This is a genomic window from Bacillus solitudinis (assembly GCF_002797395.1).
In the GTDB taxonomy this organism is placed as follows: Bacteria; Bacillota; Bacilli; order Bacillales; family Bacillaceae_D; genus Halalkalibacter_A; species Halalkalibacter_A solitudinis.
In genome coordinates this window covers 2,924,417-2,947,646 of sequence record NZ_KZ454943.1, presented here as the reverse complement: position 1 = coordinate 2,947,646, position 23,230 = coordinate 2,924,417, and the positions used below count along the sequence as shown (strand labels likewise).

The following is a 23,230-nucleotide window of genomic DNA, read 5'->3' as shown; positions in this document are numbered from 1 at the left end:
TACTAAGTCTGTTTAATCGGGAAATTTAATTTACATTGTAAGTTAAACTTGGGCGGGAGGGATTAAACTGGATAAAGATTTGGTTTTCGAAAAGTTGCGATTTGATTTTGAGACAAAACTTAAACGAAGTTTAAAAAATACCGAATTAGAACTATTGTTGTGGATGGCAAATAGGGTTGCTGGAAATGTGAGTGTTTAACTTGCATTAAATTACATACTGAGAAGCCCCCACAAGGAGGGGTTTTTTTATTATTTACAGATTGTTCTTTAACCCTCTTACCTCCGCTTCAAATTCAAGCCGCACACAATTTACTACGGTCATATCACCTCTACTAGCTTTTTCCAACCAACTCTTACCGATTGGGTTACGCTACCTTGCATCTATCCGATTTCCAAAAAATTAATCACTGGAGCTAATTCCTACAAATTTATTTGACCGTCTAACAATGTTAAGAGAACATCTAATCAGATACAAAAAATCTGAAAACCTTACACTAGAGAAAAAGAGATGACTTTTGGTACTAGACCTAAGTCGAATGAACACTTATTTTGTCGAATCTATTCCAATAAATAGAATAAGTTGTCATAATAAATTTTAGGAAAATAGGAGGGGTTCAATTTGAGTAAAAAAGAGAAAAAACCTTTAGCAATCGAGACTGCTAAAAGGCTTATAACAATTTATATGAAAGATACAGGTGAATCATATAAGGATATCACACAGGGAACTATTAAAGGTAAACTAGGTAATTTTTATATTTGTATAAATGAACAAGGATTTCGATTGTTTAAACTCTCAGCTAATCAAAAAGAAATTATTCAGGAAGGACAATACCACTGGAATGATTTTGACTCTGTAACAATTGATAAGTTTGCTACAACCACATTATTTAATTTTTCTGGCAAAACCCTTCTTGATTTAAAAATAAATATGCCTAATACTTTCATACAATCTATTAATTCACAAGAACATATTAAAATTGAAATTGTTAGTAGAAAATGGGTCAATAAAATACTTGGTTTTCGTTCTAAAAAAAGATGGAAAATGGTTACTGCTTCAATCTTTTATTCATTTATAGCACTTATGTTTATAGGTATCGCAAACTCAGAGCCTAGTACTGAGGTTACGGCTATTTCAGAGCCTTTACCTGTCGAAAATCTTGCAGAAGAAGTTAGTTCTAATGTTGAAGAACCCATAGAAATACCTGAGGAATCACCTACTGAATTTGAAGCAAAACTTGATATTGAACAAACAGATGGTCAGGTGACATTAACAGCAAACACAAATGCTCCAGACGGTTCTATTTTTGAAATGTCTGTACTCAATTCAAATTTTGATATTGAGTCTGATTTCATTGAGGTTAAAGATGGAGTGGCCGCTGTCACCTTTGATCTTTCTACTTGGGATGTCGGGTATCTTTCAGCCATGGTTAACTTTCCGTTTAATTATGACGAGAACCCACAACCTGAGGCGATAAAAACTGTATATGGTACAGCTGGTGAAAACATGACCGGTGATTTAGCATCAGCAAATAATATTGATGGTTTTAATGGTGGTATTCAACCTATTACTTTTCCTTATCCCGATGAAAAAACTGTAAAAGCTCAAACTGATAAAATTTTCAATGAAGCAATTTCGGAAATGATTTCTCTTTCTGAAGGTATTATTGTGGAAATCATGCCTCGCTTAGGAGGAAATGATTGGAGGTTAGTTGATGTAATTGTAAGTGATAATTGGTACTACTCTGCCCCGCATGAAAAAGAGAGATTTGCCGAACAAATAGGTGGACTTGTGCAACAAATAGTTTTAAATAGTGGAAAAGCGGAAGGTTCAATATCGGTATATTTTAAAGATACTTATAACAAAGAGTTAGCAACTCCAAAGATGTTGGGTGGATACAAAATAAAAGAGTAAACAATAATTAGTCCCTTAAATAGGGACTTTTACTCTATCTAATGTTGCGATTTGATTTTGAACTTAAACGAGGTTTAAAGATAGGGAAATAGAAACTAAAAACCTTGTTATTAAGCCCCCAACAAACTGAGGGCTTTTTCTTATTACAAGCTATTCTTCAACCCTCTAACCTTCGCTTCAAACTCGAGGCGCATACAATTAGCGACCGTCATTTCACCTCTCTTAGCTTTTTCTAACCAACTCTTATTAAGAGGGTTACGCTGCCTTGCATCCGTCCAGATTTCCAAAATTTTAATCACTGGAGCTAATTGAGTCTTTGTCATATTGTCATCCTCCTCTTTATTAATATCGATACCATTTTTATACTTAACAACGTCTGCTCTAACCTTGTCCATGTTAATAACCGGACATGCCTTCCAGCTGTACCCTGGCATTTCGCTATGGCCCTTTATCTCAAAAGCATTAGGTAACTTCTCAGGTAAATAAACAGCTAGTAACCAAAGTAAGCCTTGGTACTGTGGATCGGTGGGGTCTTCAAAACGAAAATCACCAGGTAAACAGATACCTAGTGAATGTTTGTTGCTATTGCCTACGTGAGGAGTGATGATATTAAAGTCCGCACACAACTTTATGGTTCCGTCTGGTTCCACTCCAAGGGGATATCCTCCTATGGACCAGTTATTTTTTGTGATGTGAAAATTAAGGTAAGACTCCATGTTAGTACCTGCTAATTTCCGTAAGGTAAGCCCGTGATGCACAATTACAGAACGAATGTCTTCTAGCTTTCTATAGGTGAGCTTTTTCGTTGGGTGACGCGGTGTTTTGGTTCGAATGTCCACAATGTTCATTGTTTATCATCCTTCCCTTTAATATCTGTCATTTGTTCAAATCGTTTAGTTAAAAAGTCTGGAAATGGCACGCCTAATCTATTCATATTTTCTAAAAGAGAAATACCTTCTGTACCAATCAAAAAGAAAATCATGGCATTGCGCATAAACCCCGAATCACTACCAGCTATCACATCAAGTTGATTGGCCACTATAACTAGGGATATCATTGCACCCTTTTTAACCAATCCAGCAAACGCCCTTTTTGAACTAGTTTTTTCTGTACTATTTTTATCTAAGCTTGCTGCTACTCCTGTTAAAAAATCCACACCCATTATGATAGCTAATGCAATAACCAAATTATCAAGACCCCCTAAAAGAAAAGCTCCACTTGCAAAAGCCCCGCCTGTTACAGTTGTATAAAGTGTATTCGTTTGGTATTTCATATTACATCTCTCCTCTAAGAGCCCTCTCTTAATGTAAGGGCAAAATAAAAAGAATCCTAGATTAAGGATTCTTGATAACCATTATGTTTAGACATGTTTTTTAGTTAGTGTTCTATTGCCTGTAAACTTTTTAGGTGTTCTCTAATTTGTTTTGTAAGAGACTTCTGCAGTTCAGCTACTTTTTCATGAAATTCAGTGTATACTTCCTTATGTTCTTCAGGAGTCAGTTTCGCATCTCTTGAAAATGTAAAAGTGGCACTGTACTTCACATCAAACTCATACATTTCGAAAATCTTGCCCTGTCGACTACAAAGATTTCTTAGTTCTATAAACTTTTCATACAATTTTTCTTCATAAAAAGGGGCATACTTAGTTATTATATTTGAAAAGTCATTATAATTTGTAGCAAATTCAGCCCATTTTTTTTTGTTAAACTCTTCTAATTCTTTTTCATCATAAGGTATATTTTGAACACCACTTGGATACAATTTTTTAGTGCTTACAACACAACTAGATAGTTGTTCCCATATTTCGAGATATATAGAAAATTCCTTGTCGTACTGTAATTTAGTAACATGAACAGATTTATCAATTAAAGAATTAGCAACATTAATTTTATTTTGTAACTGACTTTTAAAATTCTCAATTTCAAGCGTATGTTCCTTTTTTTCTTTCTCTAGTATCCTTGTTGCCCATATTCTCCCCAACCAACTTGAGAGACCTAATAAAATCACCCCACTCCCACCAAAACTTAAAATGATTGCTCCTGCAAGGTTCCATACTTCCGTCAACTATTCCACCTCATTAAAGCTCGTTTAAGAGCGCTTCTTCTTCACTTCTTCAATCATTTTTTCTTCCTCGATGAATTGCTTCATCTGGATATTGATCCACGTAGAAACTTTAATGCCTTTTTTACTAGCATACTTACAAAATTCCTCGTAAACCTCTTCTTTCAGTGTGATATTGCGCCGTGTTGTTACCAATAAACCACCTAAGAACATGGTAATATTGTCCAACACATACGATTATTTATCAATACAAATTTTTATTTACTTATACACATTAGTGCGCAGTATCATCCTAATACGAAAAAAGAACTGACAATATCAGTTCCGGTTTTAACTTATCCATTTAATTTTGAAAGTAAAGATACGTTTCTATTCAATAAATCATGTAGACCTGCCATGTCTTCTACAATCCTTCTAGAAACCATGTCTCTTGCTCCAATATGGATAAACGCAGGATTGGTTTTGATGGTTTCAGTAAGAAAATTTCTACCAAACTCTTCAATGTCACCAGAGACTTCAGATCTTAATTCAAAATTACTTATCTTCTCAGCATATAAGTTATGAACCTCTATGTTTCTAATTCTTTCTCCACCATTTTCAAAGTCATTAAGAAAGCGTTGGCAGTAGCAATAGTCATCCGCATGAATTATTCCGCGTTCATTTAGTTCCTTTAGAATTTTATGGCCAGCTCTATATTTTCTTTCTGTTTCTTCAAGCTTAGCAATAAATTCATTAGCTGAGTTCATTTCATCTGCAACTAAAAGATGCATTAAGATCTCCTCAATATAAACACATAAACATTTATAAGCGAAATTGTCCATTGCCAGTAGAACCATTAATTTTAGTTCATCTGTCTTTTCCACAAAAAAAGAAGGTAAGCCAGGCTCTAACCCCCAATGCATCATCCTTTTCCTATCTTCGATGATTCCCTTACGTGTTTTTATCTCAGCTTCTACAAATTGTTTATAAAATTTCCCCATAGACCCTCACCTCTATGGTGATTATAAACTAAGCTACTGTCTGTTCACCAGTAAGAATCTCAGTAACAACAGCACGAAGATTACCCACGTTTGGCACACTATCAATGGTCATCCGCCCCGCCAAGATTAAAACCGCATAAGATTGAGCAATACGAGAATTTTTAGTGAATGTCATTTTGAACATCTCCTTTGATATTTGATAAAATAATTTAATTAGTGATAACACTAGAAACTACCTCGCGTAGATTGCTAAAGATAGGTATGTCATCAATTGTTTTCTTACCGTTATTAATCAACAGAACATAGTCTTGTACGAGCTTGCTGTTTTCATTGAACATTAGGCGGTACCTCCACTCATAGCTATCATCATCTCAAATAATTCTGTGTTAGATTGAGCCATTTCTAACCGTAAATTTTCAATTTCGCTTGGTGGTATATCTTCTAAAATGGCTTGATGTGGTGTAACTGAAACATCTATGCCGATTCCATCAGCTATTTTCAATCTTTTATTGCTTGGTATATCTACCCACAAGAAAGGCACTCCTTGAGGCTCTCTTGATAATCCTTGGGATTGAGATATTACATAACCTGTGTCATCATAAACGATTAGTGTGTTCATTTATTTGCAACCTCCTTTTAAATATATAAATCTTCAAAAGCAATGTAAGTTAGTCCTGTATGAGCTTGAGTAGGTGCAGTTCCATCAAAAGATACCGTAAATGAAGTCGTTGTAGGTTCTGAAGCTACTCGTAGTCCTACCTGCGTGTGGTTTTTTACAATAGACCACTGATAAGTTGAATTATTTGGATTTTGTATTTTCCCAGAGTGTGTAATTATTGTTCCTGCGGGATTACTATTATCGTAGTAAGTTAAAATTATGAATTTGGGTACGAATGGCAACCCACTGACTGTAGCTGTCGTTGACCAACTAGCACCATAATTACCTGGTATTGTTCCCATTTTAAACCCTTTACCTGTGTTAATTAATGGCACTTTATCAACCAACGAATTTAATGTTTCAGAACCTACACTTGATTGTCCTTTTGCGGTTAAATTTGCAGCCAAATCATTCTTACTATTTTGGATATGCGTTTTTAATTGTATAAAGGTATCACCAACTGTTGCTGGCGAGCCAATAACAGACGCAATATCCGTTTTACCGTTATTGGCAAATGTAAAAAGTTCATCTAATACCGTTTCAACATTTGTACCAGTGAAATGTGAGTTTGCATCCGCTACTGTTATGCTAGTTGCGTTATGTGCATCAATCGCATCCTCCGCCTGATGCGCAGTAACTTCTTGCTGCAATCCATCATGTTCTGCCTTTGTAGTGACAAAAATCCGATCTCCTATTGCCATACATTTAAACCTCCTCTAAAAATATAACGCCGTTTTCAATGCCAAACTTATAAGACTTAATTACAACTTCATCCTTCACTTTTATTGCTTCATCGGTATACTTTACTGCTTCCTCATATTGCTTTTGCAAATGATTTAAATTGTTAGCATTTGCGGCTGGAGGACTATCATTTTGAAAGTTGATTTTTTCATACGCCACATTCCCCTCCCCCTTTACAGCATTTTAATTGAAATTCGATCTCGTTTTAGACTCGGATTTCCTTCTAATTCTGCATACCATTCATAAATCAAATCGCCAGTTTCTTTCGGTGTCCAATCATAAAAATATCCCCCATCGTCTTTCCTATTAGCTGGACCTAAACTGAACTCTTCTTTTTTCTGATAACCGCTGTTGTAAACTTTTAGTTTAACAAGGTCAGGTTCCGCTACATTGCCATCCCAATCGTAGAAGATGGACGAAAGGCGAACCGTATTCCCGAATTGATACATCATTCTTTCCTCACCTCGACTTTGCGAACAGAATGAGCTACAGATACATTTCTTTCTCTACCATTTGTGGTGAGCTTCCGACTTCTTCTATCCCCAATAACTTTTAGAGAAGCTTTGCTTGTCGTTAAACTACGAACCGCTTCTTCAACTTCTAAAGAAAGGCGTGCCGACTTTTTGATATCAATGGTTTTCTTCGCTAAATCTGATAGATTGCTCACTTCATCTTTCACTCGGACATAAATTGTCGCTATACCAATTGAAAATTCGTTGAATATCAGTTTCCCATAAAAATAATCTCCCTGATAAAGAAAAATCACATCATGGCGCTTACCCGAACTGTCCACAATGTGAATGTCTTGATACTCAGCCAGTATCTCATTTGAATCAACAATGATTTCAGTCTCAGCGTCTGAAACGGTATATGTTGGAGCAACAATCTCGATAACCGGGGGAGTCGTGTCCAATTCTAAAACAAAGCTACTCATAAGGCGTCCACTCCCCCTGTTCGTTTACTCCATAAATATTTATACGATACTCCCTGTCTTCTTGAAGCTCATAAAAATAAATGACAAATATCTGTTCAACTCCCGCTGGTAAAGTGTAATCTTGAGGGTAAAGGTCCTCGGAAGGATATAGATTTTCAGAAGGAAACAAATCATCTGATTTCCCAACCAACAATCCTGAAAGGTAGTTAATCCCTCCTGCACAAGCGCGGTATCCTTTTAATAGCTGGTCAGCTTTAAACGTTACAATACACGTATCATAGCCATCTTCATCACTTATTTTATAAGAAGATACGTTAATAATATTTATTTGAGGAGATGCCATTAGCTATCCCTCCTTACACGCTCCAGTTGCCTGCGGAATCTTTTACGAACACCTTGATAATCTTTTCTCCGTCACCAGCACTTGCTGTTTCAAGGTCCGCTCCATTGATAGAGCAATTAATAGAAGTGTCCGCGGCTCCTGTTGTGCCAAACATATTTGTTGATCCATTTGCTGTTGAAATTTGTGTTCCTGTATCATGTGCTGCACCTGTAGACGAGACAACTTTTACTTTGTACTCAGCGAAAGCTTGGTCTGACATAAAGCTGAATGCTGCAACATCCTTACCTGATTTTTTAGAAACCTTGGAAACGTCAGGTCCTGAAATCGTCACGATTGGCTTAGTTGTGTCAAGTGTAATAGAGTCACTTACTTGTGCCGATTCATTCTGGACATCATCTCGTAACTTAAGATAGAGTGTCTTTGGCCCATCTGTACTTGAAAGCTTAACTTGTTTCGTAGACTGATAGGTAATCCAAGTAGATTCAGCCTCTGTAGGTTGAATGGTCGCTTCATTTGTAGCATCGACTTCTCCCCAGATTTTCATTTGATAACCTGTCTTAGTTCCGTCACCTGTGTTAATTGCACAATTCACAAACACATCATTTGAAAATGCCGCACCGCCCTCGATTACAAAAGTTGGATTCGATGGTCCGGTCGTGTCGAGCGTTAGAAGAAAATAGTTAGACATTAATTAACCTCCTCGAAAAATAATTTGCCGTTATCAAAGCCCAGCTTGTATAAAACCCCTGTTGTTTCGTCTGTTTGATTGATGCGTCGTTCTAAATCTTTAATTGTCATAAATACCAGTGAACTATCAATGGTGGCTGTGACATTCTCCGCATTCCCTACAAGCGTTTGAACATCAATATTCTTTTCGATGATGTCACTTCCACCACCGGCTGGGATATATTCAGCGAGTGCACCTGCATTTGCATAGCAATAAAGTACTTCTCCTGCGTCAGAGTCTTGTGCGAAAACCCCGATTTCACGCCAATAAAATCCCTCTGTCATTTCTTGATTAGAGAGAACAGCGCCTACAACAGCACGCCCACCACTTAATATTTTTAATTTAGTAATATCCAACGATTTCTTTTCGTTTTTTAAAGCATTCAGTTCCAAAATAGATGAAGATCCTAATTCTCCATCTCCTAAAACGATTCGAGTGTAATTAAGTTGGACACCCGTCTGGGCTTTCGATTGAAGCGTCTTTCCTTTATTTGTGAGGGTTAAACCGCCAAATGTACTCATTATTAATCACCTACCTGCTTGTATGTCTCATAACTACCAATATGAACGAAGCCACCATAAAAAAGATTCATTTTTTCTATTTGTAAAATAATAACGCTCTCTAAATGAGAGCGAATGTTTTTAACTGAGTCTAGCGCACGAATAAAATCAGAAGCTCTTTCTTGTGTGACCGACTCATTGGGTGTCTCAACTCTAAACATATACGGTGCTCCTCCATAATCAAACCACTCTACCACTTCACCTTCATCAAATAAGGTTTCAATTAGTACCTCTACTGCTCGAGGGGTGCCTTTAATTTGATGGATATAAACACTTTCTTGAACTAGCTTTCTTTTAGTCTCTATAGAAAGAGATTGATCATAGAAGTCCACATGCAAATAATAAGCAAGGTGGTCGAGTATCGGTTCAGGTTGCTGGTTTACTCTAGGTAAGATAACTAAATCCTTTGCTTGCTCAGCAATGACTAGAAATCCTGAATCAACAGCTTTTGAAGCAGCTACAATATCAGGATTTGTCCTTAAATTTTCAGGTAGAAGGTCGAGTAACTTCACTTCGTAAATCGTTCGGTTACTCATTATTCTAGCCCCCCGTAAATTACTGTTTTTGTTCCAATTACAGCGACTTCATTTTCAGCTATTGTTGCAAATATGGGTGACACAACATCTGCTCGTTTTGCTCCTGCCAATATTATTCGAGCCATTAGTTCAGATGGGTTAACATCCCGGCCGATTTTACTACGTTGCCATGTAATGTATTCATCAATGGCCGCTTCTATTTGAGCTTTAAGTTCAGTCTCGGTTAACGAATCATCTGATCGAATGTAATAAGTCACATCAAGGTTATAGCTCACAGTGATAGGAGCATTAACAAGTACATTGTCAGTCAACGGTCGTCTCTCTTTATCACTTAAATACACATTTATCCCTTCTAGAAACGTTTGTGTAGGAAGGTCCCCATCTTTTAGAAGTAATCTAATATCGACAACACCTGCTGATGGAGAAGTAATTAGAACATCTTCCACTAATGGACTGTATTCACGAGTAAAATATTCATAAGCTCCTGTAGGACCAGCAACTGAAAAACCTTCTGGAGCCAAGTGAATACGATCTCGAAATGAATCGTCACCTTCCCTATCAATACCACCAAGACTCTCTTCAGTATTTTCAACAGTAGCTATCCAGGGTAATGGATCTACCAAAATATTGATTTGACCTGGAGTAAAACCATTACCAACAACACCTACTTGTAAGCATTCAGTTAAAAATTCAACACTCATTTGCCCTGCTGGGACCACAGTATCTTCCATCACAGCAAAATAAATATCTCCTCCTGGACTAACCCTAGTTCCTTGTGGAATGGTTTCATCTACTGGTCTAGCTTCACTTAAGTTGAATTTCGTCCTCACACGGCTTGCTGTGGCATCAAAACGGTTCGTTCGACTAAATGCACCTAAACCTTCAAGAAAGTCCCCTCTGGAGTATTTCAGGAGGTTTTGCTTAGCTGAATCATCGATTATTACACGCAACTGTAATTCTCTTAATGCTTGAGAATATAAAAAGATACGAATTGGGTCTCCAGGTCGTAGTATCTTTCTAACACCTGTTTGTTCAAAATAGGCTTGTTCATAGCCGCGGATCATATCATTCAAGATTTGATTAATATCCTTTTCTACAAAAGAAACTTCAGGTAAATCACTCAGCTTCAAGGTCAATTGTAATCACCACCTTTGGTATGATACGTCCTGTTTGTACATCCTCATCAAAAAGAACCTCTTGCACAGTTGCACGAGGTTCGAAACGTCTTGTTTTCTCCCTGTATTCAACAATTAAGAAACCTTTTGCAATAGGTAAAGGCTCGTCTAAAAAGTCTGTACTCACTCCGAAGCTACGGTTAAAGGGCACACTACCCAAAGGGGTGGTGTACAGCACTCTAAGATTCTCATAAACTTCCTCAGTTCCTTGTGCAGAAAAATCAATAGATTCGATGGTTACAGCTTCATAGTCGATCATCGTAATTCCTCCACATACTCTTCTAGTTCGATATCAACACTTCCACTAAACACTTCTCCTCGATTCATGACCACATTCCACATTTGGGAAACGCTTGAAACTTTCCATTTATCTACACCAAGTACTCGAGTTCCGATAACTAATACTTCTACCGTTCCAGATCGGCACTTCCTAAGCCATCGTTCCATTTCTTCACGAGGCTTTACACCATAATTTCCATTAAGGTTTACGGTAAACGATACGGTGTCTAAATCAGGTCCAATGAACTCCGAGGCGGGTTTCCGACCGATTACATCATGTTTAGCCCATCGGCTTTGTGTCTCACGTTGGAATCCTTGAAAGGTTAGAATACGCTTATCATTCGATTCAAAAATAATATCACCATAAAATCCTATCATGATCCACCTCCCAGCTGTTGAGGTGGATTCTCTCTCGAATAAAAACGACCTAAACAATAGCCTTGCTCTAGCGCATTGCCCTGGAACACACAAAGCACTTGGTCATTCACTGAAGGGAATGTAACGGACTCTAACACGGGTAAAGGAGAGCTTACTAAGTTGTCTTTATCAGGGAAAATGACTTCCACCGTCCCATTATTTAAGTTTCTTGAATTCACTCGACCAACACGTATTAAGTTACGAGCAAGTGTCATGGCATCCATTAGTATCCCTCCAGTACTTTTCGTGCTTCGATTGTCGTTTGAAATCCACCAATTGAATGTGTTGCTTTTTCAATGTAGTACTTTCCAGTAAATGCCCCAAACTCTTTAATGTTGACACAAACCCCACCTAACAGTTCTACATTGCCTACCAAAGTTAGACTAGCTATTGTTTCTCGCTTGTTTAACTTTCTAAGCGTCCGTTGTGCCAATCGTCTTGCTTCGTCACCGCTACGTACCTTTTTATTCACTTGATATATTTTGCTGTTCTCATCAATTTCTCCAATTGTATGCAGATAGGAGATAGTTTGACCTGAGGAAGAGTCATGATATTTCACATTAACCCCTGCATATTTGGTGTTTGCTAGAGAAGTTCTAAATGAATAACCGATAACCCTATCATTTGATTCACTATAGGTTACCACTGCCTTTCTTCTTTCGAATTCTCTTTCATCAAAAATAACAATCTTTGAATCTGTTAGCTTCATTGCAAGAGCTTCTTCCTCACACAAATCAGAGAGAAAGGAAGAATCAGACACTTCTGTTTGAGCTTTCTCCACAAAACGTGGATTGTTGGTACCCATGAATTGAAGTTGTAAACCTGCGCGTTTTGCTATGTCTCCTGCAATGGCTCTTAGTGTGATGTTTCTCCAAGACTTACTTCTAGCAACGGAAGAAAAATTACTATTCAGTGGTGAAGCTACAGCATTTAGTGTTATCACACCAGGTCTTCCCTCATAAGAAGGTTCATCAACAAAAAAGCGACCACATGGCAGAGACTGTTTGTCACCCTTTTGTCGCCAGTTGGTCGTTTGTATTGTTGGTAAGATGATGTCACCCTTCTCTGGGAACCAATCTCGTAACCATATCTTCTTATCGTCCTTTAAAGTAAGACTAACACTGTCACTATCCCCACTTGCATTGTCCGTATATTCAAAGCTTAATAAATCCTTAGAAACTTCATCCGTAATGTCAATACCTTGATAAGTAACTGCCACCGATGCTCGTCTTGCCTCCATTAAGACTCTCCTCTCTTCCAAGGAGGTAGATTAGAAATAGGAGTCACTTCAACATCGGGAATCGTCAGCTCAGTTCCTGACCCAAAAGTCAAGACACTTGCATGTTCGATGTTTGCTTCAATGATTTGTAAGGCTAGCTTTTCATCACCATATTGTTCAAATGCAATTTTGTCGAACGTATCACCAGACACCGTTGAATAGTTCACTTCTACCACCTCCTAATTATTGAATGAGAGTCGATTGCGTTCTTTATTATAGCGATCCATGAATCTCTTAAATTCTGCATAATTCATTCCTAAAGCTTGCCTAATAGTTTCTTGATCTGCATTACCTTCAACTGTAATGTTAGGGCTATAAACAAATGTAAAGTCATTGTCTGTTCCATTGTTATTATTTGTTGTTCCTTTGTCTCCTGAAGGATCATCCAGTAAAGCTTGAAGTTTGGATAATGGAAGAACCGCTTCTTGTTCAGCTCCTTCACCGATCATAGCTAAGGTTGCCCCTGTGGTGATACCGCCTTGGGCCAGCATTGGGATTTTTGGTATGTTTACTCCAAACGTTTTGCCACCAAGACCAGGTACCCAATCTGGAATACTTACATTAACATTATTTAAACCACTGATTGCCGCATTTGCGATACTTATTATTCCATTTACTTTTCCTTTGAAAATACCGACAACACCGTTCAAAATGCTTCCGAACCATCCTCCAATACCTGAAAACAAACCCGTTATCGCATTGTAGGCTCCTGTAAAAGTATTACTAATGGCAGGACCAACTGGTGAAACCCATCCGATAAAACTAGTCCAGAGACCAACGAAAAACGCACCTACCTCTTTATAGTTTTTTATTAAAAGATAACCGATCCCGATTAGAGCACCGATCCCTACTATGATTAACCCAATAGGATTTGCGGTCATGGCAATATTCCATGCTATTTGAGCTGCTGCAAGTGCGCCCTTGACTAAGATAATCGATTGAGTAACAGCACGATAAGTTATTAATGCAGCAGTAATTCCACCTACAATTGGAGCAATCCAAGACCAATTATTTGTAATGAAATTATACGTATTAACTGCACCATCTAATAGTCCTGCTAAGACATTAACAGCTGCAGGTATGCCATTTTGGAAAAACCATGAGATATAGGGCTTAGCAGTTTGGAATATCCCTTTTATATGCCCACCTAAATCAATAGCAGTTGCTTGTAACGCCTGTATAGTGGGCATGTTATCTTGAATGGCCACTTGTACCCTTCTAAAAACCGAGGTTCCCTTTTCTCCAACCCATCCTATTACATTTCCGGCAATCGTCATGGCGTTAGTTACTTTTTCTCGCAAAACTGGAAGTTTTGAAATACCATAATCCAAGAATTTCTGCATGACTGGCATCGCACTACCGGCAACGACATTGAATAAACCGCCGAGTGCCCGATTTGCCTGATCCATTGTATCTGTCCACAGAATGGCTGAATCTACACCTTCGTCACCGATAACAATACCAAGGTCATGTGCTTTCTTTTTCATTTCGTCTACACTACCAGCAGCGCCATTTAAAAGAGGCATAAGCTCTTGTCCGGCTTTCCCGAATAATTCAAAAGCTAATTGGGCCTTTTTTGATCCTTCGGGCATCTCCTGAAGCTTTTTTACCGTTTCCTCAAACATTTGCTCTTGCGTCTTCAATGCTCCTGAACTATCAGTGGCAGACAATTTGAGGGCTTTAAATGCTTCAGCGCCTTTGCCTGTTCCTTTTGTAGACTCATCCATCCGTTGATTTAACGTTTTAAGACCCGTTTGCATTTTTTCAATATCGGTTCCACTTTGTGAAAGAATGAATTCCCACTCTTGAAACCCTTCTCTACTTAAACCTATTTTTTGACTTAATTTGTCTATCCTATCTCCAGTGGCGGCAAACTTATTTGCCATCATGACAGCAGCGCCCGCGGCAGCAGTTCCGGCGGCTGCAATACCTACAGAAAGCTTTGCGGCTGTTTTAACAGCACCGCCAATATTTTTTTTCATATTAGACAATTGTTGGCCAGCAGCGGAAAAGTTTTTCTTTACAGAAGGATCTAATTTCGCTCCTAATTTAAAAGCAATATCGAAAATCTTTTGACTACTCATTTTCTTCTCCTCACCTCCTCTACCTCACTGATTACGTCAGAGATTTCGTGCAAGTTCATATCCAAAAATGTCTGAATACTTGTATGAGTAGAAAAAGAAAGACGGATGCATACTTTTCTAAGTTTGCGTCCGTCAATTGGTCTTAACCATTTTTGCTTATCTCGTTTGGCAAGACCTATACGTTCAAAAAATTCATCACCCTGTTTTTCACCTTTAGACCATCAGAAGCTGGAAGGTTTTCGAAAAATTCAACTGGCTTATCCGACCCCTTCGAAGCCACAATGCAAGCATAGCCTGTGGTCATTTCGTTCATGATCGCCATCTGTCCTGATGCGTTAAAGTGTTTATCAGCATCTATTAAATCTTTTGTAGTTAAATTTTCTATTCCTGAGATGTCAACTTCTGTGTACTCCTTACCTTCAAAAGAGTAAGGTTTCTTAAACGTGATTTTATAATCGTCCATCCTCTATTCTCCCCTTAAATCATATTTCGAATATTGCCAAGGATATCTTCTCCATCCACAATAAAGACAAAGTTCAACTTGTCATATTCAAGCACTGTTCTCCCATTCTCTTCAATCTTAATATAAAGAATCTCCATCACATTCGCCGTCTCAGTCATTCCTCCAACCGCAACCGATCCTAAGTTTAGATTTTTGGGCTGACCTCGAAAGGTTATTTTCAAAGCTCGCGGACGAGAAACACCCCCCGCCATATCGTAGCTTGATTGTGCTGCACGTAAAACGATTGAACGACCACGTTGACGGAATAACTTAAACGACTGTTCGGTAATAGTTCGGAATTGAATTTCTAATTCTTGTGCTCCGAAATGACCTGGTGTTACCGATTCAAACTCTCCAGCAATACCAGCACCGCTAATTGTTTCAGTCATTGCTTCAAAGTTAGGTAAAGTTACACTAGCATTAACGCCTACTAACTTATCAACATCGTCATAAACGTTATAGTTAATGACTTTCTCTGGAATTGGATTACTCATGCTTACTCACCTCCAAATAAAGAGTCTGTTAGAATAGTTGGATCAAATTCAAGTACATTTACAATTTCTTCAGCAGGTGTAAAGAAACCAATTTTTTGAATGAATTGGATCTTGCCGTCAAGAATCTGAGAGGTTGGATTGTCTGCTTCCCTAAATTCAATTCGAGCACCAGCAATTTGACCACGAGCTTGAAAGCCATTTGCACGAATGTTTTCACTGTCTACAATACTTTCAATTAATCGATAGTTTGTAGAATCATCAACTTTATCAAAGTAATTTTGAATAAATGAGTTGCCCCACCAATCAAACATACGACGAACAGCGATAAAACGATCTTTCGGGTCCATTACCTCTCCTGCATCTGCATCAAATGCAGCCGTATTATTACCCCAAATTCTCCATCCGTTCATGTTGACAGCTGTAATAATCCCTTTCGCATTCAAAACATTTCCCTGTACCTGGTCTAAAAATACTTCTTGTCCATTGTCATTTACCATAGCGCTTATGGAAATACGCTTATTAGATGGTGACTTAAAAGGTACACTTTCATTTTCCGCGTCTGTACGTGCCATTCTTGCTGCTACAATCGCACTGTACCAATAAGTTTTTCCTCTAATTTTCGCTTTTGGCCAACAAATAATAGACGACTTATCATCATATAAGTTTGTTTCTTTATTCGTAATTGCATTTTCTTTAGTCACACCCGTTACATCAAGAACAGTCGAAGCGTTAAAACTTCCATTAATCTTTTGCGACTTAGCAACGATAATAGCCCCTACTTCACTATGATGAGAGAAGCCAGGAGCCAATAAAATTGTTGGTACCACGTTTAGTTTTGGATAAATTAACGTAACAGTTTCTACTCCTGTATAAGTATTAGTAGCAGAATCATAACCTCCAATAATATCTGCGTTAGTAACAGCTGTAGGATTTAGTTTGTCAAAATCGACTTGTAATTCTGTTCCTGAAATACTTCCTCCGCTTAATACAGAAATAATTACATGACCTTTAGTATTAAAATTTGCAATATAATCTGTATCTTTAATATAGGTAGTTAAACCGTCGGAACTTTTAACTACAAGTGACCCAAGTAAAATTCCCTCTTGCTCAATTTTAGATTCTTGGTTTACCACCGGGATTAACAGGCTGGCTACTGCTTCTTTATGAGTAGCTGGATCAAGAACATTTACAAACACAATAGGCGAGACTTTCATTTGCTTAAAAGTTGCATCCATAGACTGACAGAGTGTGTACTTCTCCCAATCGTCTGAATACCCTAGCTTTCTTTTTGCCTCGTCAAAGGTACGTGCCAAAATCGGTTCATTTACAACTAAAGACATATCTTCTGCTAAATTAATAGGGGCTGTCCCAAATACAACTTGGATAGACGATAATGCCTCGACTGGTTGTTGAATCGATGTTGGATTCTCCAAAATAGTTATACCATGCTCATATGCCATCAATTATTCACTCCTTTCACATATTCAAGAGCCTTTAAATAAAGCTGATTCTCTCGAGTTCCTTGCATCTTTATATTTCTGCGAATACGACCAAAATCTTCCGTTTCAACAAAGAGTTCTTTTACAACGGCGCTTTTTTCCATATGCTTTTTTACGTGTTCGGGAGGTTCACCACGATAGATACTATATTGCTGAACATTCTTTAAAGAAGGACCACAATAAATAACTTGCTTTTCACTAGTTTTTTTTCTTTTGCTCATATATAACCCTCCACATCTTCACGTTTTGAGTGCGGTAGTTCAAAATTAGCTTCAATCCAAGCAAAATGATAAGGCCCATTTTCTTCATCACTGTATTTCCAATTAAGAGGGTATTGTAATTCGAAGCGTCCCTCTATCATTGGTTGTCGTTCTAAACTCTGAATGATTTTTTGGGCTATACTAATCGCATCTCTATAACCCTGATTATTACTCTCTTCATCGTATACACCGATAACCAAAAAGAACTTAGCTTGATGAGGGGCGCCAAAATCTTGACGATCGCCACCGTCAAGGTAGACGATCACACAAGGGTAAAGAGTGCTCTCAGGATTTCTTGTCGAGGATTTAGCTTTTGTTGGAAGGTGTTGCTCAAAGACTTGAATCGTTTTTTGTACACCTTCAGAAGAATTTAACAATAAATCAATAACCGCTTTTTCAACACGCTTTTTCAATGCTGATTGTAGTTCAAGTGGAGTCATCGCTACGCTCTCCCTTTTTCAAGAATACGATTAATTTCATGCTCCAGACGCTTCTCGAAAGTTTCTTGCCCTTGTTTTTGGATTTCCTCACGTGCTCTTTCATTCTCTAGCATTTGTGGGACAGACGGACCGAATAAACGTTTAATAGGTAATCTAGATTCACCTGTCCGTTTAAAAACTTTGGGACCACTAATATCGGCCACGAAGCCACTACCTAAAGACTTTGCACCGCCTTTTTTTACAGCTGCTTTAATTGGTGTTTTTCGTTTAGGATTGATTGTTTTTGGTGATATTTTGAATCGTTCAAGAGGTATTACTCCGCCTTTTGATTGAACAGAAGCACCTAGACTTGCCCGAGAAGCTCTGAACACCTTCAAAGTTGGGCTTATGTCTCCAGCTTTGATGTTGTAATCTTTCCGAATTTCCTTTCTAGAATTACTGTTCATGTTTGTTACCCCACGGTTTAAAGCACTAGAGATAGCATTAGGGGCTTTTTGCGGAAACTGACTAAGACGTTCTTGAACATCATTGAGCATCTTTTCATCAGATGTAACAAGCATCTTCATGCACTCACCCACTCAACAGTAATGGTAAAAAGTCCTTCATCTTCTTGGACGTCGATGACCTTCCACAATGACCCGTCAACTCTCACACGGTTACCTGAACGTGGGTAGAAAGAAAGCCCACTCTTAGAAACATGAAAAAGGAGCTCCTCGGTATGGATCCCCTCTGTATGATTATTCATTTGTCGTTCTTTTAACTTGTCACTATCAAGAACAACGTCTACTTCTTCGTCCTCTATGATAGCTTTCACAGCAAATTCATCAGAATTAATAAAGGTCAATAAATCCGAAAAAAAATAATCCCTTAATTTAGGCATTACTCTTCACCATTATCAAATTGAGATAAGACAGTTTCTACTTTTCCCTCTTCCTTGATTCGTTCGATCAGCTTTTCAAGACCGATTTGGGCATTAAAAGTCACCTCAGCATCTTTTGCAGCTTCTTTTAATTCTTCAAGTTCAATTCCTTCAAAGGAAAGTTCAAGACCTTCTTTTGAAGGAGGAGAATTATTTTCAGCCACAAAAAAAGCGACTCCTAAACCAACGAGACGCTGTGCTTGATTCTTTTCAATTTTTTCAATTAGCTCCCCCGCTTCATAAGAAGCGCCATCATGAACTACTGGTTCTTTTAACTTTATCATGATTGATTACCCTCCTATAGGACTGTCGCCACATACCAAGAATCCACTTCATGAGGAACTGGAAGCGGTCGACTGTGGATTTGTAAGAAACGTGCCGCCGGGTCTTTCTGAATCCATGAATCTGGAATTCGTTCTCCTTCGTATGTTGTAAAATTATCTGTTTTGGCATTTGTCAATGTAACAGCGCCGTATAGCATAGAAGAACGTGCTCTTGTCGATCCTAACATAAGCTTTCCAGAGGGAATCATAGGTTGTTCGCTATTAGCAACTTCATCAAAATACCACTCGTCGTAGCTGTAAATATCTAATCCTAAAGAAGAAATAGAACCGATATAAGTAACACCGTTTGGTAGAGTAGTAGGGTTAATTTGACCTAAAACAATTCGACGATTATCCATTACGTCTTTAACCTTTTCATGACCAATAAAAGAATCAACAACATCGGATGCCATAATTACTCTATCAGGAGTAATTCCTGAATTTTGGATGACGGTTGTTCTCCATTGTTTTAAATTTGCAATTGGATCACTACCTGCATCACTCCACAAAGCTGTACCACTCAATGTTGTTTTGTTTGTGAAATCAAAATCTAATGTTCGCTCAATTCCTTCTCCTTTAATCTCAACTTGACCAGTAAATAGGATTTGAGACACCATCCATTCTTCACGGCGAGAGATAGCTTCATCTATATCAGATAAATCTTGTGCCAGCAATTCTGCAGCTCTTTGATCAGGATTTTTTGCTGAATAAATATTTTCTCCTAGTGACCGCTTATTAATATCGTCCCCAGTGATAATTCTCATCGGTTTAATAGAAGCGGGCTTAAATGTCTTAGTAGTGAAACCTTCTCGATCCATTACCTTTCCAGCTACCCTCGATGATACAAACGGTGCTAATCTACGACGACCCTTATAGTAATCAACGTCTACATGTTCGGATGTGAACGTTTTTGGAGTTGAGAAAAATGTATCTTTTAAGAAAGTATGAACCGGCTTTCTCATTTCAATTGCAGCTAACATTGTACGTGTATCATAGATATTAATTGGCATCAATTATTCCCCCTTAAGCTTCCTGGTTAGTTTTTAAGAAAATACCGATATCGCGTAATTTTCTTGTGTGTGTTGCGGTAGTATCAGTTCCACCAAAAGTAAGAGCATTCTCATTGAATTCTCCTGTTAAATAAATAGCAGCAGGAGTTGCTCCGCCTGTTGCATCAACATCCTCAGCAAGAATAGCAAAAGGAGTTTGAGAACCGTCTGTAGCTACTGAATCAACAGCTTTTGCCTCTCCACTTGCGGTTACAATACCTAAAACTGTACCTCTCACATATGAAGTACCTGTTACAAGAGTAATAGCATCTGTTACAACAGGTTGAATTCCACCAGCAAACAAATTATCTCTTTCAAAAGTGTCTAATGTCGGCATTATTTAACCCCTCCTCGATTTTTATTAATCGCATTAGCGATAGCTTTAGCATGGTCCTCAATTTCTTTCTGTTCATTCCCATTACCTTCTGGAGCCGAATCTCCTTCAATCCCCTCTAAATCTCCAGCATCAGACTTTCTATTTTCTAAAAATTGATTCCCTTTATTCTTGTGGCTTTCTTTCTGCTTGTTTCTGGACTCTTTCATTGCCTTTGTTTGTTTCATAACAGCCGATTCAACAGTCATAGTAGGATCTGCCTTTGCCTCGTTCATAATTTCCTCAAAACCAGGCTCAGTGTATTCATCAATCTCTTTAATTCTTGCATTCTCAACAGTTGCCCCTTCTTGAATAGCTTGGTTATAAAGTTCAGGGTACTTATTCTTTAATTCTTCTAATGTTTTCAAGTCTTCTTCCTCCTCATTACCTTTATTTATTTTATTATCAGCAACATTTTGACTGCTGTTCTTAAACATGTTGAAAAATTCAGCCATCATATCCTTAAATGAGTTTTGAGGTTCTTGCTCATTATCAGGAAAAGCTGGTTTCTTTTTAAAGGCTGATAAATCATGTTTAACACTGTTTACTATGAGTTGCTTCCCTTTAACCGAAGCTGTCACTTCAACCGAATGCAGTAATTCATCAGCAAAACCTTTTTCAACTGCTTCTGCTCCTGTTAACCAGGTCTCATCATCCATCATTTGCGATAATTCTTCATGAGAAAGACCTGTCTTCGCTTCATAGGTCGCTAGAATTGAGTCTTTCACTTTTCCAAGTGTGTCCATTGTCTTTTCAAAGTCTTTCGCGCATCCAACAGCAATCGTCATTGGGTTGTGAATCATCATCATGGCATTTGCTGGCATTTTAATAGAATCACCTGCCATTGCAATTAAAGAAGCGGCAGAAGCAGCTAATCCATCCACATAGACGTTTACATTGGCTACGTGTGCCTTTAATTGACTGTAAATCGCTTGTGCAGCAAAGACACTACCGCCTCCACTATTAATACGTACATCAATTTCAGTGACATCTCCTAAGTTCTTCAATTCTTTCGAGAAATTATAAGCCGTCACATCCTCTTCCATCCACCGATACTCTTCAATATCGCCATAAATCAAGACCTCGCCTTTTGTTTCAGACAAGTTTTTAACTTGCCAACTGTTTTTATTGCTCGTCTGAGTCGGGCCCATCCGGATTTTGTTGAATAGGTTCCGCATATTGTGTTTGACCATTGCTAATCACTCCTCCTTCCCTTCTTAAATTTTCCTCCACAACACGTAGGCTATGGTTTCTGAAGAAGTCACCATTGCCAAGCTCAACCGTTTCTTGAGTCCTGGTGCTTAGTCCTTCTTCAATCCGTTTAGTAGCTGCATTCACCTCCTTAAGCGGATCTAATTGACCTTGGCTTGGTCCATTCCATTCAGCTCCACAATATGCTTTTCTGGCTACTGGGTCTTCAAAGAAACCAGGTGCTTCAATTCGCCCTTTCGCAATTCCTTCTGCTAACCACTCTTCATAAATCGGTTGGCAAAAATCAGCAGCCATCCAAGACCGACGCATACGATACATTTTCCAAGCTTCAAGCAGTGCACCGCGACTCGCTGAATAACTGCTAGTGAAATGCTTAAGTAATATCTCATAAGGGAGTTCTAACGCTGCACCAATTTGGCGACAAATAGATGTTACAAAACCATCAAAGGCAGTGTTTGGTCTGCCAGGGTTAGAATTTACCACATCTTCATTATCCGCTAATGCAACAATTGAACCGTTCCCCATCTGATAAGTACCTTCGTCCATATCGCCAACTTGATCCTCAACCGGAACACCTTCACCCATTGGTCTTTCATCAGGATTATTACTTTTAATAAATACCGTAAACATGCCACTCACGACTGCGGCCATCAGTTCTGCCTCAGAATAACGAGCTAATTGTTTTAAAGATTCAATCACTGGCGCTAAAATCGGCACGCCTCTTCTCTGTTCAGGTCGTTCTGATTCCATTAGGTGTAAGATGTTTGGTCTACCTGTTGTTCTTCCAAATTTAGAAACCCTTACCCATTCTTGTTTCGAGAAAGTGGTGGAGTGAGGATGCTTTTGAGCAATATGATAGGCCACAACTTCACCATACTTGCCGATTTCAACTCCATTTACAATCTTTCCATCAAATTCAGTCTTAGGGGTGCTCACTCGATCAGCTTCTAGGATTTGGACCCGAATGTCATAAGGCATGTTTTCTCTTGGTATAACTGGAAGTAAAACAAAACTGTCACCACTTAAAAGCCAAGATAAAAACGCTAATTGTTGAAGGGAATAAAAATTATTCATCCGCTGTGCATCACAATGAATACTGTCTGCCCATAAAGAAAACTCTCTTTCAACCTTTGTTTCCCATGCGTCCTTCTCTTCCATTGACATCCCTAAATAATCGTAATCAATTTGTGTATTCAATTTGAGCCCAGTACCGATAACGCTTGTTCTAATTGCTTTTAATGCACCTGTTGCAAGAGGAGCGCCCATAAAAAGGTCTCTTGAGCGGTCTCTAAGTTTTTCTATATTGTGCTCTATGTCCTCAAGAGCGGAACCGGGTTGGGACATCCACCCTGCAAGGCTTTTCTTTTGAGAGTTTGCTCCATGACTCCCATAGCCTTGGTTGACAATTTTAGCCTTACTCCTACGATTTACTAAACGGTTTGGTGCTCTTACTCGATTGGTTTTACTCAATTC

The 23,230-nt window shown here is 38.3% G+C and carries 35 protein-coding genes; 1 reads left to right on the top strand and 34 read right to left on the bottom strand.

What is annotated here, in order from left to right; translation table 11 throughout:
• Positions 1-619 precede the first annotated feature (619 nt).
• Positions 620-1,912 carry a hypothetical protein gene (locus CEF19_RS14410; protein ID WP_100406693.1) on the top strand — a complete coding sequence of 431 codons (1,293 nt, stop codon included), beginning with the start codon at positions 620-622 and terminating at the stop codon, positions 1,910-1,912.
• A 143-nt stretch (positions 1,913-2,055) separates the two neighbouring features.
• Here the strand turns inward: CEF19_RS14410 and CEF19_RS14405 are convergent, their stop codons facing one another.
• The 34 genes from CEF19_RS14405 to CEF19_RS14250 form a co-directional block, all read right to left on the bottom strand.
• Positions 2,056-2,760 carry a peptidoglycan recognition protein family protein gene (locus tag CEF19_RS14405; RefSeq protein ID WP_100406692.1) on the bottom strand — a complete coding sequence of 235 codons (705 nt, stop codon included), beginning with the start codon at positions 2,758-2,760 and terminating at the stop codon, positions 2,056-2,058.
• Positions 2,757-3,185, bottom strand: coding sequence for a phage holin family protein (locus tag CEF19_RS14400; RefSeq protein WP_100406691.1), 429 nt, complete (start codon positions 3,183-3,185; stop codon positions 2,757-2,759). The genes CEF19_RS14405 and CEF19_RS14400 overlap by 4 nt, the downstream gene beginning before the upstream one ends.
• A 104-nt stretch (positions 3,186-3,289) precedes the next feature.
• The gene (locus tag CEF19_RS14395) at positions 3,290-3,976 is read right to left on the bottom strand and encodes a hypothetical protein (protein WP_100406690.1); all 687 of its coding nucleotides are present in this window, start codon (positions 3,974-3,976) and stop codon (positions 3,290-3,292) included.
• A gap of 24 nt (positions 3,977-4,000) precedes the next feature.
• On the bottom strand, positions 4,001-4,168 hold the full coding sequence (locus tag CEF19_RS23545) for a hypothetical protein (RefSeq protein ID WP_198510293.1): 168 nt from the start codon (positions 4,166-4,168) through the stop codon (positions 4,001-4,003).
• A 140-nt stretch (positions 4,169-4,308) separates the two neighbouring features.
• Positions 4,309-4,953, bottom strand: a complete 645-nt coding sequence (locus CEF19_RS14390; protein WP_100406274.1) for a hypothetical protein — start codon at positions 4,951-4,953, stop codon at positions 4,309-4,311.
• Between the two features lie 28 nt (positions 4,954-4,981).
• Positions 4,982-5,128: a CD1375 family protein gene (locus CEF19_RS23540; RefSeq protein WP_198510277.1), complete on the bottom strand. Its 147-nt coding sequence runs from the start codon at positions 5,126-5,128 to the stop codon at positions 4,982-4,984.
• Positions 5,129-5,290: 162 nt separating this feature from the next.
• Positions 5,291-5,572 (bottom strand): hypothetical protein, encoded by a 282-nt coding sequence (locus CEF19_RS14385; protein ID WP_100406273.1) that lies wholly within the window; start codon positions 5,570-5,572, stop codon positions 5,291-5,293.
• 17 nt (positions 5,573-5,589) lie between these two features.
• Positions 5,590-6,312: a hypothetical protein gene (locus tag CEF19_RS14380; protein ID WP_100406689.1), complete on the bottom strand. Its 723-nt coding sequence runs from the start codon at positions 6,310-6,312 to the stop codon at positions 5,590-5,592.
• 4 nt (positions 6,313-6,316) lie between these two features.
• On the bottom strand, positions 6,317-6,511 hold the full coding sequence (locus CEF19_RS14375) for a hypothetical protein (protein WP_100406688.1): 195 nt from the start codon (positions 6,509-6,511) through the stop codon (positions 6,317-6,319).
• Positions 6,512-6,525: 14 nt separating this feature from the next.
• On the bottom strand, positions 6,526-6,804 hold the full coding sequence (locus tag CEF19_RS14370; protein ID WP_100406687.1) for a hypothetical protein: 279 nt from the start codon (positions 6,802-6,804) through the stop codon (positions 6,526-6,528).
• Positions 6,801-7,286, bottom strand: coding sequence for a hypothetical protein (locus CEF19_RS14365; RefSeq protein ID WP_100406686.1), 486 nt, complete (start codon positions 7,284-7,286; stop codon positions 6,801-6,803). Before CEF19_RS14365 ends, CEF19_RS14370 begins: the two co-directional genes overlap by 4 nt.
• Entirely contained in the window at positions 7,279-7,629 is a 351-nt protein-coding gene (locus CEF19_RS14360; RefSeq protein WP_100406685.1) for a hypothetical protein, read from the bottom strand. The genes CEF19_RS14365 and CEF19_RS14360 overlap by 8 nt, the downstream gene beginning before the upstream one ends.
• A gap of 13 nt (positions 7,630-7,642) precedes the next feature.
• Positions 7,643-8,317 (bottom strand): hypothetical protein, encoded by a 675-nt coding sequence (locus CEF19_RS14355; RefSeq protein WP_100406684.1) that lies wholly within the window; start codon positions 8,315-8,317, stop codon positions 7,643-7,645.
• Positions 8,317-8,877, bottom strand: coding sequence for a phage tail-collar fiber domain-containing protein (locus CEF19_RS14350; protein WP_100406683.1), 561 nt, complete (start codon positions 8,875-8,877; stop codon positions 8,317-8,319). Before CEF19_RS14350 ends, CEF19_RS14355 begins: the two co-directional genes overlap by 1 nt.
• 2 nt (positions 8,878-8,879) lie before the next feature.
• Entirely contained in the window at positions 8,880-9,452 is a 573-nt protein-coding gene (locus CEF19_RS14345; RefSeq protein WP_100406682.1) for a phage tail protein I, read from the bottom strand.
• The gene (locus tag CEF19_RS14340) at positions 9,452-10,588 is read right to left on the bottom strand and encodes a baseplate assembly protein (RefSeq protein ID WP_100406681.1); all 1,137 of its coding nucleotides are present in this window, start codon (positions 10,586-10,588) and stop codon (positions 9,452-9,454) included. The genes CEF19_RS14345 and CEF19_RS14340 overlap by 1 nt, the downstream gene beginning before the upstream one ends.
• On the bottom strand, positions 10,569-10,886 hold the full coding sequence (locus CEF19_RS14335; protein WP_100406680.1) for a GPW/gp25 family protein: 318 nt from the start codon (positions 10,884-10,886) through the stop codon (positions 10,569-10,571). The genes CEF19_RS14340 and CEF19_RS14335 overlap by 20 nt, the downstream gene beginning before the upstream one ends.
• The gene (locus tag CEF19_RS14330; protein WP_100406679.1) at positions 10,883-11,284 is read right to left on the bottom strand and encodes a phage tail protein; all 402 of its coding nucleotides are present in this window, start codon (positions 11,282-11,284) and stop codon (positions 10,883-10,885) included. The genes CEF19_RS14335 and CEF19_RS14330 overlap by 4 nt, the downstream gene beginning before the upstream one ends.
• Positions 11,281-11,547: a hypothetical protein gene (locus CEF19_RS14325; protein ID WP_100406678.1), complete on the bottom strand. Its 267-nt coding sequence runs from the start codon at positions 11,545-11,547 to the stop codon at positions 11,281-11,283. The genes CEF19_RS14330 and CEF19_RS14325 overlap by 4 nt, the downstream gene beginning before the upstream one ends.
• Positions 11,547-12,563 carry a phage late control D family protein gene (locus CEF19_RS14320; protein WP_100406677.1) on the bottom strand — a complete coding sequence of 339 codons (1,017 nt, stop codon included), beginning with the start codon at positions 12,561-12,563 and terminating at the stop codon, positions 11,547-11,549. The genes CEF19_RS14325 and CEF19_RS14320 overlap by 1 nt, the downstream gene beginning before the upstream one ends.
• Positions 12,563-12,769: a tail protein X gene (locus CEF19_RS14315; RefSeq protein WP_198510292.1), complete on the bottom strand. Its 207-nt coding sequence runs from the start codon at positions 12,767-12,769 to the stop codon at positions 12,563-12,565. Before CEF19_RS14315 ends, CEF19_RS14320 begins: the two co-directional genes overlap by 1 nt.
• Positions 12,770-12,781: 12 nt before the next feature.
• A complete protein-coding gene (locus tag CEF19_RS14310) occupies positions 12,782-14,686 on the bottom strand; it encodes a phage tail tape measure protein (protein ID WP_100406675.1) in 1,905 nt (634 codons plus the stop codon).
• A gap of 175 nt (positions 14,687-14,861) precedes the next feature.
• On the bottom strand, positions 14,862-15,149 hold the full coding sequence (locus CEF19_RS14305; RefSeq protein ID WP_100406674.1) for a phage tail assembly protein: 288 nt from the start codon (positions 15,147-15,149) through the stop codon (positions 14,862-14,864).
• Between the two features lie 14 nt (positions 15,150-15,163).
• On the bottom strand, positions 15,164-15,682 hold the full coding sequence (locus CEF19_RS14300) for a phage major tail tube protein (protein ID WP_100406673.1): 519 nt from the start codon (positions 15,680-15,682) through the stop codon (positions 15,164-15,166).
• A gap of 2 nt (positions 15,683-15,684) precedes the next feature.
• The gene (locus tag CEF19_RS14295; protein ID WP_100406672.1) at positions 15,685-17,142 is read right to left on the bottom strand and encodes a phage tail sheath family protein; all 1,458 of its coding nucleotides are present in this window, start codon (positions 17,140-17,142) and stop codon (positions 15,685-15,687) included.
• Positions 17,142-17,402, bottom strand: coding sequence for a hypothetical protein (locus CEF19_RS14290; RefSeq protein WP_100406671.1), 261 nt, complete (start codon positions 17,400-17,402; stop codon positions 17,142-17,144). The genes CEF19_RS14295 and CEF19_RS14290 overlap by 1 nt, the downstream gene beginning before the upstream one ends.
• A complete protein-coding gene (locus CEF19_RS14285; protein ID WP_100406670.1) occupies positions 17,399-17,881 on the bottom strand; it encodes a hypothetical protein in 483 nt (160 codons plus the stop codon). Before CEF19_RS14285 ends, CEF19_RS14290 begins: the two co-directional genes overlap by 4 nt.
• A gap of 2 nt (positions 17,882-17,883) precedes the next feature.
• On the bottom strand, positions 17,884-18,447 hold the full coding sequence (locus CEF19_RS14280; protein WP_227521995.1) for a phage tail protein: 564 nt from the start codon (positions 18,445-18,447) through the stop codon (positions 17,884-17,886).
• Positions 18,444-18,761, bottom strand: coding sequence for a head-tail joining protein (locus CEF19_RS14275; RefSeq protein WP_100406669.1), 318 nt, complete (start codon positions 18,759-18,761; stop codon positions 18,444-18,446). The genes CEF19_RS14280 and CEF19_RS14275 overlap by 4 nt, the downstream gene beginning before the upstream one ends.
• Positions 18,761-19,084, bottom strand: coding sequence for a hypothetical protein (locus CEF19_RS14270; protein ID WP_100406668.1), 324 nt, complete (start codon positions 19,082-19,084; stop codon positions 18,761-18,763). The genes CEF19_RS14275 and CEF19_RS14270 overlap by 1 nt, the downstream gene beginning before the upstream one ends.
• Positions 19,085-19,098: 14 nt before the next feature.
• Entirely contained in the window at positions 19,099-20,133 is a 1,035-nt protein-coding gene (locus CEF19_RS14265; RefSeq protein WP_100406667.1) for a major capsid protein, read from the bottom strand.
• 13 nt (positions 20,134-20,146) lie between these two features.
• Positions 20,147-20,509, bottom strand: a complete 363-nt coding sequence (locus CEF19_RS14260) for a head decoration protein (RefSeq protein WP_100406666.1) — start codon at positions 20,507-20,509, stop codon at positions 20,147-20,149.
• Positions 20,509-21,738 carry a head maturation protease, ClpP-related gene (locus tag CEF19_RS14255; RefSeq protein ID WP_100406665.1) on the bottom strand — a complete coding sequence of 410 codons (1,230 nt, stop codon included), beginning with the start codon at positions 21,736-21,738 and terminating at the stop codon, positions 20,509-20,511. The genes CEF19_RS14260 and CEF19_RS14255 overlap by 1 nt, the downstream gene beginning before the upstream one ends.
• Entirely contained in the window at positions 21,671-23,227 is a 1,557-nt protein-coding gene (locus CEF19_RS14250; RefSeq protein ID WP_100406664.1) for a phage portal protein, read from the bottom strand. Before CEF19_RS14250 ends, CEF19_RS14255 begins: the two co-directional genes overlap by 68 nt.
• Positions 23,228-23,230: the final 3 nt, after the last annotated feature.

Bases quoted from the DNA above. Each gene is read 5' to 3' on its own strand.
- CEF19_RS14405 (WP_100406692.1), bottom strand. From the start codon at position 2,760: ATGAACATTGTGGACATTCGAACCAAAACACCGCGTCACCCAACGAAA.
- CEF19_RS14400 (WP_100406691.1), bottom strand. From the start codon at position 3,185: ATGAAATACCAAACGAATACACTTTATACAACTGTAACAGGCGGGGCT.
- CEF19_RS14390 (WP_100406274.1), bottom strand. From the start codon at position 4,953: ATGGGGAAATTTTATAAACAATTTGTAGAAGCTGAGATAAAAACACGT.
- CEF19_RS23540 (WP_198510277.1), bottom strand. From the start codon at position 5,128: ATGACATTCACTAAAAATTCTCGTATTGCTCAATCTTATGCGGTTTTA.
- CEF19_RS14385 (WP_100406273.1), bottom strand. From the start codon at position 5,572: ATGAACACACTAATCGTTTATGATGACACAGGTTATGTAATATCTCAA.
- CEF19_RS14380 (WP_100406689.1), bottom strand. From the start codon at position 6,312: ATGGCAATAGGAGATCGGATTTTTGTCACTACAAAGGCAGAACATGAT.
- CEF19_RS14370 (WP_100406687.1), bottom strand. From the start codon at position 6,804: ATGATGTATCAATTCGGGAATACGGTTCGCCTTTCGTCCATCTTCTAC.
- CEF19_RS14365 (WP_100406686.1), bottom strand. From the start codon at position 7,286: ATGAGTAGCTTTGTTTTAGAATTGGACACGACTCCCCCGGTTATCGAG.
- CEF19_RS14360 (WP_100406685.1), bottom strand. From the start codon at position 7,629: ATGGCATCTCCTCAAATAAATATTATTAACGTATCTTCTTATAAAATA.
- CEF19_RS14355 (WP_100406684.1), bottom strand. From the start codon at position 8,317: ATGTCTAACTATTTTCTTCTAACGCTCGACACGACCGGACCATCGAAT.
- CEF19_RS14350 (WP_100406683.1), bottom strand. From the start codon at position 8,877: ATGAGTACATTTGGCGGTTTAACCCTCACAAATAAAGGAAAGACGCTT.
- CEF19_RS14345 (WP_100406682.1), bottom strand. From the start codon at position 9,452: ATGAGTAACCGAACGATTTACGAAGTGAAGTTACTCGACCTTCTACCT.
- CEF19_RS14335 (WP_100406680.1), bottom strand. From the start codon at position 10,886: ATGATCGACTATGAAGCTGTAACCATCGAATCTATTGATTTTTCTGCA.
- CEF19_RS14330 (WP_100406679.1), bottom strand. From the start codon at position 11,284: ATGATAGGATTTTATGGTGATATTATTTTTGAATCGAATGATAAGCGT.
- CEF19_RS14325 (WP_100406678.1), bottom strand. From the start codon at position 11,547: ATGGATGCCATGACACTTGCTCGTAACTTAATACGTGTTGGTCGAGTG.
- CEF19_RS14320 (WP_100406677.1), bottom strand. From the start codon at position 12,563: ATGGAGGCAAGACGAGCATCGGTGGCAGTTACTTATCAAGGTATTGAC.
- CEF19_RS14310 (WP_100406675.1), bottom strand. From the start codon at position 14,686: ATGAGTAGTCAAAAGATTTTCGATATTGCTTTTAAATTAGGAGCGAAA.
- CEF19_RS14305 (WP_100406674.1), bottom strand. From the start codon at position 15,149: ATGGACGATTATAAAATCACGTTTAAGAAACCTTACTCTTTTGAAGGT.
- CEF19_RS14300 (WP_100406673.1), bottom strand. From the start codon at position 15,682: ATGAGTAATCCAATTCCAGAGAAAGTCATTAACTATAACGTTTATGAC.
- CEF19_RS14295 (WP_100406672.1), bottom strand. From the start codon at position 17,142: ATGGCATATGAGCATGGTATAACTATTTTGGAGAATCCAACATCGATT.
- CEF19_RS14290 (WP_100406671.1), bottom strand. From the start codon at position 17,402: ATGAGCAAAAGAAAAAAAACTAGTGAAAAGCAAGTTATTTATTGTGGT.
- CEF19_RS14285 (WP_100406670.1), bottom strand. From the start codon at position 17,881: ATGACTCCACTTGAACTACAATCAGCATTGAAAAAGCGTGTTGAAAAA.
- CEF19_RS14280 (WP_227521995.1), bottom strand. From the start codon at position 18,447: ATGAAGATGCTTGTTACATCTGATGAAAAGATGCTCAATGATGTTCAA.
- CEF19_RS14275 (WP_100406669.1), bottom strand. From the start codon at position 18,761: ATGCCTAAATTAAGGGATTATTTTTTTTCGGATTTATTGACCTTTATT.
- CEF19_RS14270 (WP_100406668.1), bottom strand. From the start codon at position 19,084: ATGATAAAGTTAAAAGAACCAGTAGTTCATGATGGCGCTTCTTATGAA.
- CEF19_RS14265 (WP_100406667.1), bottom strand. From the start codon at position 20,133: ATGCCAATTAATATCTATGATACACGTACAATGTTAGCTGCAATTGAA.
- CEF19_RS14260 (WP_100406666.1), bottom strand. From the start codon at position 20,509: ATGCCGACATTAGACACTTTTGAAAGAGATAATTTGTTTGCTGGTGGA.
- CEF19_RS14255 (WP_100406665.1), bottom strand. From the start codon at position 21,738: ATGGTCAAACACAATATGCGGAACCTATTCAACAAAATCCGGATGGGC.